The following is an 18166-nucleotide window of genomic DNA, read 5'->3' as shown; positions in this document are numbered from 1 at the left end:
AATGAATTTTGGCTTTGATTTTATATGCCCTTTTGAATCAGATGTATCACTGCGACATCATTTAATCAAATGTAACCCTCTATACAGTAATCCACAATTGAATTTACTCACCGAAGCAGAGCAGCTGAATCATCACAAAGGACAAGCTAAATTAATCACTAAATACATGCAATGGTGCGAAAAATCAAAATATACAGGTGTACTAAGGCCGGAAGAATATAGGCGCTTTCCTACCAGGCTGAAACCTAAAAGCTGTCCTGATTGCGCAAAGATTGGCTTCTATAGCCATTTCTACAATTATGTGTGGATGAAGCGATGTCCGATTCATAACAAACGACTTACCAAATACTGTCAAGCATGCAAAAAAGGATGGCTGGATTCTCTAAGTAAAGACAATAAGTGCACAAAGTGTCAAGTCGATGAACAGTACTATAACTATTTAGAAGCTAGAGTAATTGCGAAAAATGCTTCAAAGGTCACACTGGTGCGAATATATGAACTCATACAGAAATGTAAAGACAACAGTAAAAATCGATTAGTCTATTCGGATGAGCTGGATAGTGAATTATCCCACTTTATAGATATCACACAGAGCAAGCTGTTTCCTTCCTACCTAATCAAGGAAGACCTTACTTCTAGCAAATCAATATCTGCTGTAGCGTCTAAAACCTACGCATTACATAAGCAATCGTTCCAGCTTGATAATAATATAATACTAGCAGAACCAATAACGTACGATGACTTAAAAAAAATACCAAAGCTTAAGGATTCTATAATAAAAGCAACAACCAGAGCCAACAAAGTAATCAGGCAATCACTGGAAACCCTTGATCCATCGCTTACTCTACTGCCATTCATAACTCATGCCAAAGTGAGGTTTTGCTGCCCTTACTGTATGGCTTATTCTTGTTGGATGCATTTAATAGAATCAAGTATTAAACAAATTGACAAGAGCGTTATTATCCATAGTATTGCCGCATATGTGTTTTCTGAACAAAAACTTAAGAACCCATTTACACTCGCTACCTACATAAAGCCAACAGATAAAACCGCCACACTAATTGAAGAATTATCGTATGTCACCCTTTTGTATGCTTACGTCAAAATTCACTGTATGTTCTTGTCTGCATTCGATCTGTACTATAATAAAAATTCAGACTTGATTTTTATCTATGAAATCGATGAATGTATGCGCTACTCCAGATACAAGGTTTCTTTCCCACTTGAGCTAATACTCGACACCAACGAAAACACTACTGCACTGTTATATCCAAAGCAAATTTGTAATAAGATATCTCTTCCGAAATGGAAGCACACGATATCAAATAAAGATCATTCTGAAATGCTAAAAGTTAATTGTCGATTTAAGAAAGATAAAAAGATTATGCGCAAAGGATTTGAGGAAGAACTAAAGGTTTTAAAAGATTTTTTTAGTTGAGCGCTACTCGAGAGACCTTCAATTATAGGTCTCGTGAAAATTTAAAACTGATAATTGTTACATTGAACCGGTAGCTGAAAATGCCTTGCGCCTCCATGACTTTGCGAAGGACATTTTTCGTATTCGTGCAATTCATCTGCGAGCAAACACCCTCTCTCATTATTATAATTGTCATATTGATTACTGACGCTTTGACTAAGCTACTGGTACAGAGCGCAGTTAAGTACTAGTGGGCTTGAGTCCTTGGTTATTTGTTTTTACTTTTTTGCATAAATATTGTTTATACCCAACTCCATTTTTTTGCGAGCAGAAGAATTCGCAGAATGTACTTTGATTATCGGTGGCGAAAATTGGTTTAAAATAACCTGTTCTTCTATCCACAGTACTACGTCGTATCCCGTTCCGTGATCATCATCTCCAAGATCATGATCTAAACTTATCTCTTCTACATTACCAGTTTTCAGCAACTCTATAGCTTCTTCTGGCCAGTAGACTCTTGTCCACCCATCAGGGGTTTCTCTCTCATCATCAAGGTAAATTTTCACTGACAGATACCGTTTTTGCACATAATATTATTTACCACATTTTAAACTTACTTTACCTCAATGGATAATAGCAAAGTCAATGTCTTTGGAAAAACTATTTTCTGAAAACCAAACTCTTCGTATTTAGTGCAGAATACTACTAAGCAATTCACTGACCCTATGAAAGTTGAATTAATTTAGTTGGTCGTAAAAACGACCAGTTATCTAAAACCAGTTCGTTGAGCTTAATAAGCACTTGAATAATCAATCAGAATGCTAATGATTGTTAGGGCCTTTAATCAACCGATTTCAATCTATAACTATAAGTACGAATATAACAGTCAAGCCACCTATTACGATTATTAAGCTAGCAGGTTGCATATTAAAAGTACCCAATGTAGTTATTGTTGAATCATAATCACTACTGAACATAGCTATGATAACTGCCGAAGTGACCAGGAATCTGACTAGCAAAACAAAAAAGCCGCTTTTGTCTGGGCAATGCTAGCTTGAGTTTTGGCTAGTAATCCTCTGGTATAACATCCTAGAGTAGTTTTACTCCTACTATCCATTATTGTCTTCGAGTTCCTTGGGGACGGTTATTTTATATTTTGGCACATAGACACCATTCTTAACGATGCTACGTTTACCGCACCCTAAATCCAGCTCATCTATTTTTATATGATTAAACCAGGCATGTTCAGCTTTTTCAGCCATATACAAGAATAAACGCTTCGCTTTTACTGAGGTGCAATTTATTAGTAACTTGTTTACGTTAGCTGGTCTTAAATTATTCAATCCCTCCATTAGTTCATACACTTCTAATAAAGGCTGCTTCTGGGGAGCCTGATATAAACACTCAAGTATAGCTCTAGCTGGACTAGAGACTTTCACTGTAAACCCTTTATACTCAAAGTCTATTAGGCCTATATCTGGAGGCAAAAATGAAGAAAGCGTGGTTTTTAGCTCTAACCCCCAATCGTATTTTCTAAACCAACTAGGCAGGTTTTCATGTTCACTTCCAAAGAGTTGAGCTCGTTTGGTAGATACTTCTAAATAATGAGATTTACCCTGAAGTGATAAGGCCGTCTTCCCTCCAGGGTGAACAGACAGGCCAAGCTGTGATTGCAATGCGCATATTCCAGCAAGATAGTCTACTTTCTTACCATGGCGCACTAGTGCGCCAGTGCCTATGGAGTCAAACCACTTGCTTTTTCTATAGCGCTTTTGCAAATCGTAGCTATAACCCTCTTTAGCAAGCCATGAGGATGTCAAAACAACATCTTCTGGCTGACTACGAAGAAGCCGGTTTAATTTTGAATCATTTAAGGTACTCATGGTACCTATAATAGCACTTATTTAAAATTTTTCGTGCTTTAAGTTTTTTTAATGGCAAACTGGTATACTCTGAGTACCTTTATCTAACAATTATCAAACTAATTTCATTCTACCATTATTAATTAGTTCTGGATGGTGGTTTTCATAAACCCTTTTTGCTGAGCGTAGCGAATCCGCAACATTGCCTTGTTATGGCTTACCCAGCACATAGAATCGGCCACCCATTGCTTGCACGCCAAATTTGCTCACCGAGCTTTAGAATAACATTTCGGTGTGCTTTTGAAGCGGGTACTATAGTGTTGATTAGGTAATGGAACTTCCAATCGTAGTCCTTTATTTCTTGGTAATTTGCCAAGGCCAAACCTGCGGTGCCCAAGTGCGCAAAAGTATGCTCTCTGGCCCTATTAAGTAAATTTTTTGCCATCCCTGAATAGACGACTCTAAAGGATTGGCCGCCAATTACACCATCACTTCCCACGCAGCTTAGTAATGAGCCAGCGCGTGAACTAATGTTGTAATTACGACATTTCTTCTGATCTCCATCATTATTCGTATATTTGGATGGTGGAGACGATAAATTTACTAGAACTTCGATTGGAGTATTGGTTTCAATAAAGTACCAACCTGAGCTGCTTGGGATGGCCAGATGCCATTGTGAGTTATCAAAATCAATATCTTTGACCTTAAACTTTGATGCCAACATACTTGTTATTTCTTGCATAATTTTCCTATACCATAAACGCTCCACTCACCGGAATTTTAGGAGCGTAGCGAGTAAAATATCCGAGTGCAGTGGCTTGTTAGGATGCTTTTCTGCAATCATTTATCAATTCATCAAACTCAAAACTAATAATATCAGTTTTAAATGGCATGTTAGAAAGAAGGTCTTCAAGTCGCTGCATAGCTTCGTTATTTATTTCATCGCTTACTAAAACAAATGTAACTTTAAAACCAAGTTTTTTTGAGTCGGATAATCGCTCATATATGTGTCTATAGCGAGATATTTGATCTTCAAACCTACGAGAATTAAAGAATCCACTCGATATTCTACGATGATATTTAATATCAAATGCATTCAAACTATTCTCGGTAGCGATAGCAGCATCAAGCCTGAAGTCCATACCATCCAAAGATAAGCTTAATTCTCGCTGAAAATTCTGACCTAGGTCTCGAGAGAGTTTTTTGAAAACAAGATCTTCAGCCATTCGGGCTTCATCTCTTCTAGCTCTGAAAAGCATACTTTCAACTCTCATTCTTCGCTCTCGATCTGTCTTGTTGAAGTCTAAAACATCATGAGATTTGAATATTTCGTTTGCGTCAAAGTCCAAAACCCCGGGGTTTATTTCTTCATCTACATCATCTACAGTTTGCTCTACAACTAAAGACTCCCTTTTATGCAGTAGATTTAGGAAGTTATCTTCATTCTCAAAATCTGATGGAGCATAAAGCACTTTGTAATTCCAGTTTAATGTAATGAAGAAGAGTAAAACAAGTGCAAACGGGAACAGCATTAAAAACCAGATATAGGTTTGCTGATTCGCCTCACTAATAAAGGGAAGCACTGCGCTCCCTGAAACTTCAGCAATTCCAGCAAAAATCGCTATAACCGTAAGTGGATTTTTTATTGTCGATATCGGTTTAGGCATTATGCCTCCTTTGCATCCTAACATTATATTACCGGACAACGCCGATAACCTCTCGATTTAAGGTAGCTTGTTTTTAATGTCCACTTTTAAGGCTAATACCATATAACATCGGACATTAAATTCTCTTTTCCCCAATGGATAGTAGCAAAATCAATGCCTTAGGAAAACTAATTTCTACCCCCCCCCTCATTCATCCAGCACAACAAAAGATGACGCACTTTAATTAGTCGTAAATTAGACGAAGTCTAAATTTGGTCACACTTTTTACAAGTGAATGTGTTTTATGAAAATAAATTGTTTGGTGTCATTGTAATTTACAAAGGTATGTGTAAAAAACACTTTATAAGATACTGAATTTCTGTGAAAAAAATTACAAGCCTATATGTAAACGAGGGATATCCCCGAAATTATATCCGCTCATTTATTCTATGATAAACTTCGCGGCCCTACTTGTTGCTTCACTTATCAAACAATTTGGATAGCATGTTAGATACCACTTTAATTTTACTTTTCATCCCAACGTTTCTGGTGATTTCTGCCACTCCTGGGATGTGTATGACCCTGTCACTTACGCTTGGTATGAGTATTGGTGTTCGACGTACCATGTATATGATGTGGGGTGAGTTGATTGGTGTGGCCCTGGTATCAGTGTTGGCTGTGGTTGGCGTTGCCAGCATCATGCTGAATTACCCCATGGCATTTATGATTCTCAAATATGGTGGCGGTGCTTACCTGATTTATCTTGGGATCCAGATGTGGCGTTCACGGGGCAAAATGGTTATTGAGCTGAATGATAACACCCCCAAAACTGTGTCTGGACGACAGCTGGCGATGCAAGGCTTTGTCACTGCGATCGCTAACCCTAAAGGATGGGCTTTTACCGTGTCTTTATTACCGTCATTTATCAATCCTGACTTGCCTATGCCACCACAACTCGCTGCTCTGGTTGCAATCATACTGTTAAGTGAATTTATGTTTTTGATGCTCTATGCCACCGGCGGAAAGACTTTAAGACGAGTATTGCAGCGCAGCGACAATGTTCGACTGATCAACCGGCTCTCCGGTAGCTTGATGATGGCAGTCGGCATCTGGTTGGCATTCGGTTAAAGGCACCTTGCACCGAAGCGCTACCAATGACATAAGTCGACTTTAAACCTGGTAGTTGGTAATCTACCTATCCTTATATTCAGGGACATAACAAAAACGACATGTCGCAAATCCAGGCTTTTATTTTAGCTATTGGCGGTTTTCAGGGCTTTCTATTATTTACGCTTCTTATTAGCGATAAACGAGTCAACTACGCCAGCAAACTGCTCGGTGTTTACTGTTTGTTGCTAGCAGCTACTTTGTTGTTACCGTTAATAGTTTCTGCAGCCAACAGTAACTTTTCCTGGCTTATTGGCTGGTTAGTCTTTCTTCCGGCCAGTTATGGTGCTCTTAGCTACTTATATTGCCGAACAGCTATGACGGGTTCATCATTAAGGCTCCGCGACATTGTGCACCTGTCCCCCCTCCTCATCTGTTATATACTTAATTATGAGATTCTATTCTCTGCAGAGAAGGCATTGGATTTTGTTAGTGCGCCTCAAGATACATTGGCGCTTAAGCTGACGCTTACCGTTTCCTACGGCCAAGCACTGCTTTATGGCGTGCTGCTAATAATGATGATCTATCGTTTCCAAAAGAAGGCCAAACAAAACCTTTCATCTTATAATCCAGACACCTTTAAGTGGCATTGGTGCTTGGTGGTTTTTATTGTTTTGATTTGGAGTCTAAAAGCCCTGTCGAGTGTCACCAACTTAGCGGCACCCATGGTCAATTTCATTGCCGATTGTTTGCTGGTTATCTTGATCTATTTCTTTGCTATTGCCCAATGGCGTAAACCGAGTTTATTCCATGTTCAACAGCTTCAAGCAGAATTATCAAAACCAGATGTGCCCAGTAAAAAAACACTAACTGACGGCTTATTAGATGAGAACATGCGCTCAAGCGTATTAAGTTTGGTGAAAAAAGAAGTTGAAGAACACCGTTTATACCGTAATAACAAGCTCACACTGGCTTCCCTAGCAGAACAAGTTGGTATCAGTCTGCATCACTTATCAGAGACCCTTAATCAACACGGTGGGAAAAACTTTAATCAATTTATCAACGAATACCGTGTGGCTGAAGTCTGCAAGCAACTTGATGAAAACAGTGATCGCAAGCTTATTGATATGGCTATGGATGCGGGCTTTTCATCCAAAAGCAGCTTTAATGCTATTTTTAAGAAAGTGACGGGGAAACCCCCTACTCTATATCGCCAGCAACAGGCTGACCGTTAACCGAAAGTCACCAGCTTTGCCCTGAAACGCACTAAAACTATCATTCTGGACGTCTAATGTTATAAATCTAGACGCAGCTCCTTCGTTGTAGTGTTGAAATTTAAACATCAACAACGAATGGAGTATTTTCATGCTTAAGACATTTTCTAAATGGTTTATTGGTTTACTGATTTGCGCAATCATTTTTGCAACCGCATTTCTATTGTGGTTTAAAAACGGCGTTAGCTTTATCTATGGCGCACATACTGAAGTGGTGGATCACACAGTCTTTACAACACCAGTTGAGCTCACCGCAATTACTAATGTGAATGTCCTCTCGCCCGACGGCCAAACCATGCTACCTAATCGTACGGTGGTAATAGACGATGGACGAATTATTTCAGTGGAAGACGATGGCCAAATACCTGCAAACGCTGTGACTATTGATGGGCAAGGCAAATACATCATCCCAGGCTTAGTGGATTCTCATGCACATTTATTACAAAGTCCGAATGACCTATTGCTGTATGTTGCTAACGGTGTAACCCATATCCGTGACTTAGGTGGCCCAGCTGAGCGCTTAGAATTGCGTGATGAGATCGAGCAAGGTCGTGTAGGCCCGAGGATGTTTGTTGCCTCACCCCCTATTGATTCGATGGGCTTATTAGAAGGTACTTTTTATGAGCTGATAACTTTCCATAAAACTACCCGCAGCGTCGAGCATGCCAAAGGCATGGTTAAAGAGTATGTAGAGCAAGGTTATGATGCCATTAAAATCTACCACCTTGATATGCCTAGCTATCGAGCCGTGAATCAATATGCCGCTGAATTGGGAATACCGACTACTGGTCATTTCCCATTAACTTTGGAGTTATCGGAGCTTGCCCTAACGCAACAACAAGAAGTTGCACATATTGAAGAAATCGTGCGTGTACTCATTCGAGAATTTGGTTCGATCAATGAAAAAGGCAGCGATGCGTTCTATCAGCACGTTGAAGCTCGAAGCAATGATATTATTGACGATCTTTTGGCCAATGATATTACCGTTAATACGGTGTTGTGGTACATGGAAAGCGTGACCGATCAATTCAACGATCTCGAGTCGGCTCTAAAGGCTGTCCCCATTGAATACGCGAATCCAGGCCTTGTTGAGGGTACAAAAGACTCTGATGACTTTAAAGTCGGTTGGTTGCCTGGATACAATCAATTCGAGCCCGTGGCTGATATCACTGAGGAAGAGCAAAGAAAGTCTAAGGTTTTCTGGGAAGCCCGTGAAAAAGCACATCATATCCTTCTGAAGGAAATGGCTCGTCGGGGTGTGAGACTTATCGCAGGCACAGATTCAGGAGGAAACTTGGTCGTTCCTGGTTTCTCAATACATGATGAATTAAGTTCATTGAACGCGGCCGGCATGAGTACGTCGCAAGCACTCGCCAGCGCTACCAGTAATCCTGCAAAAGTTATGAATAGCAACGCAGGTGTTATTGAGGCCGGTAGACGAGCTGACTTTTTAATACTCAATCAAAACCCACTCATCGATATTAACCATACTCGCAGTATCGATACAGTGGTTCTTAATGGGCGTGTGTTTGAGCGAGGGCAACTTGATGCCATGCTAGCAGCCGTTAAAGACGCCAATGAGAGAAGCCGCAAGCTCAATATTGACGAGTACCGTTAAAAGGCCATTATTGAGTTAACCAGCAAGTGCCAACAGAACACCAGCAGCGACAGCCGAGCCGATAACGCCAGCCACATTGGGGCCCATTGCATGCATCAGTAAGAAGTTATGCTGATTGGCCTCTAACCCTACTTTGTTGACGACGCGAGCCGCCATGGGTACTGCTGAAACACCAGCTGCACCGATCAATGGGTTGATAGGATTTTTGCTGAACTTACCCAGCAACTTGGCCATTAATACACCACAGGCAGTTCCGATTGAAAAAGCGATGGCTCCCAACCCTAAAATCCCCAAGGTTTCCAAAGCCAGGAACTTTTCAGCCACTAACTTTGAGCCCACGCTTAAGCCTAGAAATATGGTGACTATGTTGATCAAAGAGTTTTGTGCAGTGTTACTGAGGCGTTCAACCACCCCACACTCGCGCATTAAATTACCTAGGCAGAACATCCCAATCAAGGGTGAGGCGGATGGTAAAAATATGACGCAAAGCGCAAGAACAATAAGCGGGAAAACTATTTTCTCGGTCTTACTGACGTGACGCAGCTGCTTCATTTCTATTTTACGTTCTTCAACGTTAGTGAAGAGTTTCATGATGGGTGGCTGAATAATGGGGACCAGAGCCATGTAAGAATATGCAGCAACGGCAATGGCTCCGAGTAGCTCTGGCGCTAGTTTTGACGCTAAAAAGATTGCCGTAGGTCCATCTGCCCCGCCGATAATTGCAATGGCCGAGGCGTCTTGTAAGGTAAATTCAAAACCTGGTACAGAGTTAAGAGCGATAGCACCAATCAGAGTTGCAAAAATACCAAACTGTGCGGCTGCACCTAAGAATAGTGTACGGGGATTTGCAATCAGGGCACCAAAGTCGGTCATGGCCCCTACCCCCATAAAGATAAGCAAAGGAGCAGCGCCACTAGCAACGGAGATTGTATAAAAGTTATAGAGCATGCCATTAGCGAAACCAGCGTCTCTTGCTACCTGCATACTGGCCAAAACACCGGCTTGATTTGCCTGATGATAATCGTTAAGCAATTGAGCAGTATTTTGAAACTCTACACTGAGCGCACCAGCTATGGCTTGCATAACTTCCGGTTGCGCCACGTAAATAGCATTCTCGACGGCGTCTAACGCAAGGCCTGCGTTAGGGATATTTGCCAGAATGCCTCCAAAGCCGATGGGGACCAATAATAATGGTTCGAATTTTTTCGAAATCGCCAGATAAAGCAATAAAAAACCGATGCCAATCATGACCAATTGACCCCAGGTGAAATTTGCAATACCGGTGTCTTGCCAAAGTTTTAATAAGCCGTCCATTAATATACTCGTTTGTTATTTACAGGGTGCTACTTACAAAATCACTAAAGGTGTGCCAACTTTTACTGAGTCGCCCTCTGCGACCAGTATTTCAGACACCACACCGGAGTTGACTGCTTTCACTTCCGTTTCCATTTTCATGGCTTCTAAAATAATCAGAGTTTGACCGGCTTCAACCTGCTCACCAACTTTAGTTTCTACTTTGAAAATATTTCCCGCCATAGGAGCTTCGACTGTTTCACCATTCGACTGTGCTGGTGCCTCTGTTTGTGTGGGTTGAGACGCAGACTTGATATCAGCTATCTGTCCATCCGGTGCAACCGTTACGGAATAGTTTTTACCATTAACAGACACCTGATAAGACTCAGGCCCTGACATGGTGGTAGCAGATGTTGATGACTGATTGGAACTTGATTCTTGTCCACTATCGGTCTGACTGCCCGCCTCACTACAAGGCGCTGGCTCAAAGGCATCTGGATTGCCTTTGTTTTTAAGAAACTTAAGACCAATCTGCGGAAACAAGGCATAAGTCAGAACATTTTCAATCAACTCGCCTTCCAGGCTAATGTTCTCTTTTTCGGCGATTTCAACCAACTCATCGCTCAATCGTTCAAGCTCAGGCTCTAACAAATCAGCAGGTCGTTGAGTGATAACCTCTTTACCATCAAGCACTCGATGCTGCAGTTCTTCATTAACGGGGGCCGGAGGCTTGCCATACTCCCCTTTTAATACAGCAGATGTTTCTTTGCTGATACTTTTATAACGTTCACCTGTTAATACATTCAGTACCGCCTGTGTTCCAACAATTTGCGAGGTTGGTGTAACCAGTGGTAAATACCCCAAGTCTTTGCGTACTTTAGGAATTTCGGCCAATACGGCATCAAACTTATCTTCTGCGCCCTGCTCCTTTAGCTGACTTTCCATATTCGTCAACATGCCTCCAGGAACCTGCGATCGTAAAATACGAGAGTCGACACCTTTTAAACTGCCCTCCCACTGGGCATATTTTGTACGCACACTACGGAAGTAAGCCGCAATCTCTTCAAGCAATGCCAGGTCTAGACCTGTGCTGCGTGAGGTTTCTTCAAAAATAGATACGATGGACTCGGTTGGCGAGTGGCCGTAAGTCATGCTCATGGATGAAATACTACTATCCACCATATCTACACCGGCTTCCGCAGCTTTCATTATGGTGGCGGTGCTTAAACCGGTCGTTGCATGACAATGCAGAGCAATAGGTAAATTGACCGTTTCTTTTAAACGGCTGACCAGCTCCTCTGCTACATAAGGCTTTAATAAACCAGCCATATCTTTAATACAAATTGAGTGGGCGCCCATGTCTTCAATTTGCTTGGCCATATCAAGCCATTTGTCGATATTATGCACAGGGCTGACGGTATAGGATAAAGTCCCTTGAGCATGTTTGTCGCAATCAACCGCGGCTTTAATGGCGGTTTTTAAATTTCGGGTATCATTCATTGCGTCGAATATGCGAAACACATCCATACCATTAGCGGCGGCTCGCTCAACGAAGGCTGTGACCACATCATCTGCGTAATGTCGGTAACCCAGTATGTTTTGCGCACGGAACAGCATTTGCATCGGCGTGTTGGGCATCGCTTTTTTTAGCTGTCTTAAGCGTTCCCAAGGATCCTCGCCAAGATAACGGATGCATGAATCAAAGGTCGCTCCGCCCCAGGTTTCTAATGACCAAAAGCCAACCTGATCAAGCTTTTCTGCTATGGGAAGCATGTCATCCAGGCGCATTCTGGTGGCAAATAACGACTGATGTGCGTCTCTTAGAACAACATCGGTAACTTTTAAGGGTTTATCGTTCATTGCAATATTTATCCTTTCGAATTAGCTGAGCGTACGATTTATTGATGTTTTTTACGACTATCTTTTTTACGATATTCTCTATTACGGTATTGATGAACGGCTGAGGTGATTGCCGCTACGATTTCATCATCAGTAGATGTATTTCGCTGTGTTGAAGGCCCTGTTGAACCTGTTGTTGAGGGCAATGCTTCAGGCCAAAAGCGGTTAATGACTTTTGAGGAAATATGGATACAAATAACCAGCAATGTTAAAAAACAAAATACCGTTGTCATGCCAACCAGCATTAACGATAAACCGCTTATTAGTTCATTCATGAGAGCCTCTTTATTAACACAATACAATTAATACAACTATAGTTTTACTAGTTTAGTACGCATTCAAGTGGAATGCAGTTAATCAAGCGCGGATACTTTTGTCAAATAAGCAAGGGTTATAGAATTAATCAATTGCAGGCGTATTGAATTTAATCCAAATACACCAGTAAGCAAATAACCGCTAGGCCCCCGAGTCCGATAACCAGACTTGCTGAGTCGATACCGTATAGGCCTGGTATGGCCATAAATTCGCTACTGCTGAATACCGCTAACATGATCGCTGATGTTACTAAGAATGCAACTAACAGTATGATTGCTCGTTTATACTGATGCAGTGCTAGCTTTAGCTTATGTCTGAATTTTAGTTTATACATCATCCTGTACTCTGATCTGTTCTCTGGCCTGTTTGAGATAAGTTTTAACGCTTCCTAGCGGAATCTTTAGCAGTTCGGATATTTCTGTGTGCGAATGTTCGTATAACTCCGCGTAGACAAACACCTGTTGCTGGATGCTGCTTAATCGTTCTATTTCTCTTTGAGCGTCTATGTATATGGATGAGCTGTCCTTGCTGCTTAAAAGCCTCTCACTGTCGGACTGCCATCTTTCTTTTAAGCGCGTGAATATCGAAGTCTTGCGTTTTAACTGCAAGAACTCGTTAAAAGCAATCCGATATAACCAGGTGGTAAACTTCGATTTGCCATCGAACTGCTTGATCTTGAGAAAGGCTTTGACGTAAGTCTCCTGAACAATATCATCAATATTATCGCTACCAAGACGATGATACAGAAATAATTTCAGGGCCTGATCGTGCCGTGCGAACAATTCATTGAAAGCGTGTTGGTCACCGGTGGTTTGGCAGATCACTATCAGATGCTCTGTAGAAGCATTCTTCATATGATTTAGTTTTTATCAAACTTGGCTAATAATAGAAACACTATTCCCATTACACCAGGAAATGCCGCAATACCATTAATCAGATCATTTAAGTCCATATTTCCGTTGTCAGGAAAGTCTGCAATGAATGAGCCCACTAATATTGCTGCTGAAAAACCGATGAGTAGCAGCCCTTTCTTAATATCGCTGCTTGGTCGTAATACTTGATTAGCGATCTCTCTTATCACTTCTGGAGTGATGTCAGGATTGTGCTGGAGACTATCCTGAGTTGTGTTCAGGAACAGTCTTTTAATTTTATATTTATACAGCAACAATGAAATCGCCAGGATAGCAATAGTCGAAAAGACTATTGCTGGAACCATTATTTCTACAATATCATTATTCATAATTCATTAACGCCTTTGCCAGAGTTCGTGTCCTAAGTATAGAGTGGTTAATATATGCTCTAAGATAGGCATACTATTATCACCATTCATAAAAATCACATAGCCATTGTTACTGTTTGGAAAGAACATTGCCAGAGTATTTACCCCGGGATCCCTGCCTGTATGTAATAGAGCAAACTCATCATTAGAAAAGCCGGTAAACATTTCCCAGCCCAGACCAAAGTGATGATTTTCCCCTATGTCGATCTGTTTAGAAATAATGTTGTTGTATAGCTCTGGATTTTTAGAAGACTGCTCCATCATATAAATTAAGAATCTTGTGTAATCACCCACGGTAGTCAATAAGTTTGCTGCAGCATTGGCTGTGTAATATTTTTCCAGCTTTATTTGCTGCCCATTTTCATCATGATTATATGCATAGCGCTCCTCGTCCACACTGTCATCCCACCAAAAGTGAGTATCCGTCATTCCTGCAGGGGTAAATAAGTATTGTTGTGCCAACTCTTCAATTGTCGTATCAAACTTACTCTCTAGTGCTTTGCGTAAATACTCAAAGCCTTCTCCTGAATACTGATGCTGAGTGCCTGGAGTGAAGTTAAATTTAAGCGTTTTTTCTGTATTCATCCAGCGCCAATTATCAAAACCGGTTTGATGGGTTAGAACATGTCTAACCGTTAACAGCTTGTGACGATTATCGTCCACCAGATCAGGGTCAACCCAATAAGGATGCAGTGGCTCATCAAGTTCTAATTTACCCTCGCCCACTAGTTTTAAAGCAACAAAGGCTACGATGGGTTTTGTCAGTGATGCGACTTTGAAGATTGTATCTTCAGTGGCTGGCTCACCTTTTTTACGCTCACCATAGGCTTTGATGCTTTTAATCTTGCCAGCCTCAATGACGCCTATCCCTAAAGCTGGGACCTTACTATCAACTAATAGCGTTTCTATAAACCCATCAGTATCGGGGGACACATGGTCATAGCTTAAAACATTCGATAGCAGCCATTGGTCATTGTCTTTTAACCAGACGTGCGTGAACTTAGCGGTACTGGTTAGCCTATCTGTGTAGCCTACTTTTCTAATATAAAATTCATGTTCACCCTGCTGGATAGCGCCATAAAGTTTGCCATTTTTATACAGAGGGAATGTTTCAATAGAACCTTCAACAAGCTTTCTAATAGGTTTTTCATCATGGTTTGAACAGATATTGTTAAGCACACTGCTCATAAAATTAGATTTGTGTTGGATGCCTCCCTGGTCATGATAGAACACTAAATCCTTACTGACATGCTGCTGCAGATAGTCAATATCACATTCATTAAAGCCTCTTTGGAAGAACTCCGCGTCTTGCTGTGTAAGCTCCTCAGCTAAACTTAAGGCGCTCGTTTGATGCATCGATGCAACAAGCATAAGACCACATAACATTTTATAGATTATCAATTTCATGAATTAAAACTCCTAAGTGTTGTACCTATTAGATGCACTGGAGTCTTAGTTTGGATTTGAGACATGAAAATTAATATGAATAAGACTAATAATTATCCCAATACGGTTTGTCACCAAAACAGGATTGTAAATAATCGATAAAACTTTGAACCTTGCCTGATAAGTATTTTCGGTGTGGATAGACTGCATATAATCCCAGCGGCTCCTGTTGGTGTTGTTTAAGAATTGGTTTCAGCTTTCCCTGTGCAATATAAGGGCCGACTATAAATGTGGGTTGCAAAACAATTCCAGCGCCTGCTACGGCAGCCTTAGCCAGTACTTCTCCATTGTTTGCAGCGATGCTTCCTTTTTGCCTGTTAAGAACCATGCTTGCTGATTGGGTTGATACTAGTGCTGGCAAATCCTCATTCCTGTAACTGTAATGCAGATAACGATGCCCTTTCAGTTCCTCTAAGGATTGTGGTTCTCCATGTTGGTGTAAATAGTCAGGCGAAGCACACATAACCAATTGTATGGGTGCAATTTTTCGAGCTATTAGTGATGAGCTTTCGAGATCACCAATACGAATTGCCAGATCAAACCCTTCTTCAACGATATCAACTTTACGGTCATTCAGCTGAAGGTCGATGGTAACTTCTGGGTATTGCTGCTGGTACTCCGCGAGAAGCTTTCCTAGATGGAGTGTAGAGAATGACATGGGTGCACTAATTCTCAGGCGGCCTCTTGGTTCATCACCTTCTTCTTTTATAGAGCCTTCAAGAGTTTCTATATCTGATAGTATTTGTTGGGCTCTCTCGAGATATGCCTGTCCGGCTTCAGTTACAGTTACGCTCCTAGTGGTTCGATGCAGTAATCGAACTTTTAGATCCGATTCAAGCTGTGACACATACTTACTGACGAGCTGAGTTGATGTTCCCAGTTGTTCAGCCGCGGAGGTAAAGGAACCCTGCTGGACTACCGAAATAAACGCCTGCATTAAATCTAGCTTGTCCATAACGCTTCTCTTTATCAACATGCTGTTTACAATAATTCAATAAAAATAGCATTTATCACCAATATAGTTAAGAGTAATATTAACTCGTCAACTTAATTTATAGCTATTTACTGGAGAGTGAGTATGAAAAACACATTATTAACACATTTATTTGTCAAGAATCCAAGTTGGGCCCCGCTAGTTCTTCGAGTGCCACTTGGTATTATTCTATTAGCTCATGGTGCGCAAAAACTGTTCGGCTGGTTTGGCGGTTATGGTCTGGAAGGCACTGGCCAATGGCTGGCCAGTGTTGGTTTTGAACCTGGCTATTGGATGGCGCTTTTAGCAGGTAGTGCGGAGTTTTTTGGCGGCTTAGCCTTGATCCTTGGACTATTAACACGACCTGCAGCAGTTGTAACAGCTTTTACTATGCTGATGGCCATGACCGTTCACATTGGTAATGGCCTATTTGTCAGCAATAACGGCTATGAATTTGCCTTAATCTTGCTAGCAGCATCTATATCGTTGGTCATTTCTGGTGCAGGCAAGCTGTCTGTCGATTCTATTGTTAAGGTAAAAAATCAGTAAAAATAAGCACCTACTCAACTCAATTGAGTAGGTGTATTGTCAAAAGTTAATTAAGGTTTCAAACGTTGTTTCGGTGCTAGTTTTTCCTCATTAACCTGTCCATCCTGTCGATAAATCACTCCGTCTTTCATGACAAAATCTACGTCTGATATTAGATTCATATAACGTAAAACATCGCCTTCTACAGCTATAATGTCGGCTTGTTTGCCAGCTGTGATACTGCCTAAGCGATCTTGAACACCCATCATGACTGCTGGCCAGTAGGTTGCTGAACGAATGATATTCATCGCAGGCATATTCATATCGTTAGTTAATACCGCCATTTCATTCCAGGTACTTTGGCAATGAAATTTTGTTGGGATGCCACTATCAGTACCAACCAAAAACACAACCCCGGCTTCATTTAACTGAGCAATTTTTCTTTTCAATGTCGGTTGACGTAATGGTGTTAGCTGCATGTAATCCAGTTTGCCAGGATCGGTTAATGATGCTTTGATGTCTTTGATAGTGTCAGGCTTTAAGCCTCGATGCCAACAAGTATTATCTAAGCGCTCTGGATTTTTTATGAGTTCTGGATATTGATAAAGACCTTCAACGGTTGGTGTCCAGAATAAAGGGCCACCTGCAACTCGTCCGGTCGCGGTACGTTCTTTTAAAAGCTTCATGACATCTTCGGGGTATTCTGGCGCTGTCGTTAGGCCGGTATGCTCGAAATTATCGACACCAATTTTTAAGCCTACTCGGATTTCTTCAGGTCGATGTGAATGACCAATAACTTTTAAGTTATTTTCATGAGCTGTGTCGACTATGGCTTGAGCCACTTCCAGCTCCATTTGATCCTGATCCACCAGCTTAATCATATCAACGCCAGCCTTAGCTAGTTGGCGTACTTTCTGTTTGGCTTCACGGACTGTTTTGACTCCCCAGCGGTAGTGCTCAGATCCTGGGTAAGGTTCGTACTGTAAAAATGGTCCTGAAACAAATAAATTAGGACCTGCAATCTCACCTTTCTCTATCTGTCGTTTAACTTCAATTGAATCCTCAAGATTTGCACCTAAGTCACGTGCGCTAGTAACACCTGCAAGCAATAATTGCACAGCACTGGCTGGCATAATCTCATCAACCTGGCGCTCACGATAGGTTGGTTGCCAATGACTATAATCAGCATGCCCGTTCAACATCAGGTGAGCATGGCTTTCCCATAGTCCGGGCAATACATCCATGCCCTCGGTTGATACTATTTTGTAGCCTTCTGGTATTTCCAATTGCCCTACTTGGCCAACCGCTTTAATAGTGTCGTTTTCAACAAGAATGATGCTATTGGCTAAGGGGGGTCCGCCATAACCATCAATTAAGCGCCCGCCTTTTAAGGCATATTTTTCTGCTGTAGCATTGAAAGAAAAAAACGGTCCCAGGAGCAGAACCAGTAATACAGAAAGGAATCGAGAACGTATCATTATTACCCCCACGTATTTATTAGACGATTTA

General features: G+C 41.3%; 18 protein-coding genes. 5 read left to right on the top strand and 13 right to left on the bottom strand.

Annotated features, from left to right (window positions below; translation table 11 throughout):
- Position 1 precedes the first annotated feature (1 nt).
- Complete coding sequence (locus tag KKOR_RS06310; protein WP_012801187.1) at positions 2-1438, top strand: hypothetical protein; 1437 nt, start codon at positions 2-4, stop codon at positions 1436-1438.
- 257 nt (positions 1439-1695) lie between these two features.
- On the opposite strand, the gene KKOR_RS06305 is transcribed toward KKOR_RS06310, so the two are convergent.
- From KKOR_RS06305 to KKOR_RS13330, 4 genes are all read right to left on the bottom strand, one after another.
- A complete protein-coding gene (locus KKOR_RS06305; RefSeq protein WP_012801186.1) occupies positions 1696-1983 on the bottom strand; it encodes a cyclic-phosphate processing receiver domain-containing protein in 288 nt (95 codons plus the stop codon).
- Positions 1984-2526: 543 nt separating this feature from the next.
- Positions 2527-3300, bottom strand: coding sequence for a type IV toxin-antitoxin system AbiEi family antitoxin (locus tag KKOR_RS06300; protein WP_012801185.1), 774 nt, complete (start codon positions 3298-3300; stop codon positions 2527-2529).
- Positions 3301-3496: 196 nt separating this feature from the next.
- Entirely contained in the window at positions 3497-4021 is a 525-nt protein-coding gene (locus KKOR_RS06295) for a hypothetical protein (protein WP_012801184.1), read from the bottom strand.
- Positions 4022-4100: 79 nt separating this feature from the next.
- Positions 4101-4946 (bottom strand): hypothetical protein, encoded by an 846-nt coding sequence (locus tag KKOR_RS13330; RefSeq protein WP_012801183.1) that lies wholly within the window; start codon positions 4944-4946, stop codon positions 4101-4103.
- Between the two features lie 474 nt (positions 4947-5420).
- On the opposite strand from KKOR_RS13330, the gene KKOR_RS06285 reads away from it, so the two are divergent.
- The 3 genes from KKOR_RS06285 (at position 5421) to KKOR_RS06275 (ending at position 8924) form a co-directional block, all read left to right on the top strand.
- Complete coding sequence (locus KKOR_RS06285) at positions 5421-6053, top strand: LysE family translocator (RefSeq protein WP_041296023.1); 633 nt, start codon at positions 5421-5423, stop codon at positions 6051-6053.
- A gap of 101 nt (positions 6054-6154) precedes the next feature.
- Positions 6155-7267 carry a helix-turn-helix domain-containing protein gene (locus tag KKOR_RS06280; RefSeq protein ID WP_012801181.1) on the top strand — a complete coding sequence of 371 codons (1113 nt, stop codon included), beginning with the start codon at positions 6155-6157 and terminating at the stop codon, positions 7265-7267.
- 130 nt (positions 7268-7397) lie between these two features.
- On the top strand, positions 7398-8924 hold the full coding sequence (locus KKOR_RS06275) for an amidohydrolase family protein (RefSeq protein WP_012801180.1): 1527 nt from the start codon (positions 7398-7400) through the stop codon (positions 8922-8924).
- A gap of 15 nt (positions 8925-8939) precedes the next feature.
- On the opposite strand, the gene KKOR_RS06270 is transcribed toward KKOR_RS06275, so the two are convergent.
- The 8 genes from KKOR_RS06270 to KKOR_RS06235 form a co-directional block, all read right to left on the bottom strand.
- Positions 8940-10238 carry a sodium ion-translocating decarboxylase subunit beta gene (locus KKOR_RS06270; RefSeq protein WP_012801179.1) on the bottom strand — a complete coding sequence of 433 codons (1299 nt, stop codon included), beginning with the start codon at positions 10236-10238 and terminating at the stop codon, positions 8940-8942.
- A 33-nt stretch (positions 10239-10271) separates the two neighbouring features.
- The gene (gene oadA, locus KKOR_RS06265; RefSeq protein WP_012801178.1) at positions 10272-12077 is read right to left on the bottom strand and encodes a sodium-extruding oxaloacetate decarboxylase subunit alpha; all 1806 of its coding nucleotides are present in this window, start codon (positions 12075-12077) and stop codon (positions 10272-10274) included.
- A gap of 38 nt (positions 12078-12115) precedes the next feature.
- On the bottom strand, positions 12116-12391 hold the full coding sequence (locus KKOR_RS06260; RefSeq protein WP_012801177.1) for an OadG family protein: 276 nt from the start codon (positions 12389-12391) through the stop codon (positions 12116-12118).
- Positions 12392-12540: 149 nt separating this feature from the next.
- Positions 12541-12768 (bottom strand): hypothetical protein, encoded by a 228-nt coding sequence (locus tag KKOR_RS06255; protein ID WP_012801176.1) that lies wholly within the window; start codon positions 12766-12768, stop codon positions 12541-12543.
- Positions 12758-13285 carry an RNA polymerase sigma factor gene (locus KKOR_RS06250; RefSeq protein WP_012801175.1) on the bottom strand — a complete coding sequence of 176 codons (528 nt, stop codon included), beginning with the start codon at positions 13283-13285 and terminating at the stop codon, positions 12758-12760. The genes KKOR_RS06255 and KKOR_RS06250 overlap by 11 nt, the downstream gene beginning before the upstream one ends.
- Positions 13286-13290: 5 nt before the next feature.
- The gene (locus tag KKOR_RS06245) at positions 13291-13671 is read right to left on the bottom strand and encodes a DUF6249 domain-containing protein (RefSeq protein WP_012801174.1); all 381 of its coding nucleotides are present in this window, start codon (positions 13669-13671) and stop codon (positions 13291-13293) included.
- Between the two features lie 6 nt (positions 13672-13677).
- On the bottom strand, positions 13678-15117 hold the full coding sequence (locus tag KKOR_RS06240) for a serine hydrolase (protein WP_012801173.1): 1440 nt from the start codon (positions 15115-15117) through the stop codon (positions 13678-13680).
- Positions 15118-15202: 85 nt separating this feature from the next.
- A complete protein-coding gene (locus KKOR_RS06235) occupies positions 15203-16111 on the bottom strand; it encodes a LysR family transcriptional regulator (protein ID WP_012801172.1) in 909 nt (302 codons plus the stop codon).
- 123 nt (positions 16112-16234) lie between these two features.
- Here KKOR_RS06235 and KKOR_RS06230 point away from each other — a divergent pair, with 123 nt between their 5' ends.
- A complete protein-coding gene (locus KKOR_RS06230) occupies positions 16235-16678 on the top strand; it encodes a DoxX family protein (RefSeq protein WP_012801171.1) in 444 nt (147 codons plus the stop codon).
- Positions 16679-16728: 50 nt separating this feature from the next.
- Here the strand turns inward: KKOR_RS06230 and KKOR_RS06225 are convergent, their stop codons facing one another.
- Positions 16729-18135, bottom strand: a complete 1407-nt coding sequence (locus KKOR_RS06225) for an amidohydrolase family protein (RefSeq protein ID WP_012801170.1) — start codon at positions 18133-18135, stop codon at positions 16729-16731.
- Positions 18136-18166: the final 31 nt, after the last annotated feature.

This window comes from Kangiella koreensis DSM 16069 (assembly GCF_000024085.1).
Lineage (GTDB): Bacteria > Pseudomonadota > Gammaproteobacteria > Enterobacterales > Kangiellaceae > Kangiella > Kangiella koreensis.
The sequence above is the reverse complement of the archived record's forward strand: the minus strand, read 5'-3'. Positions and strand labels throughout refer to the sequence as shown.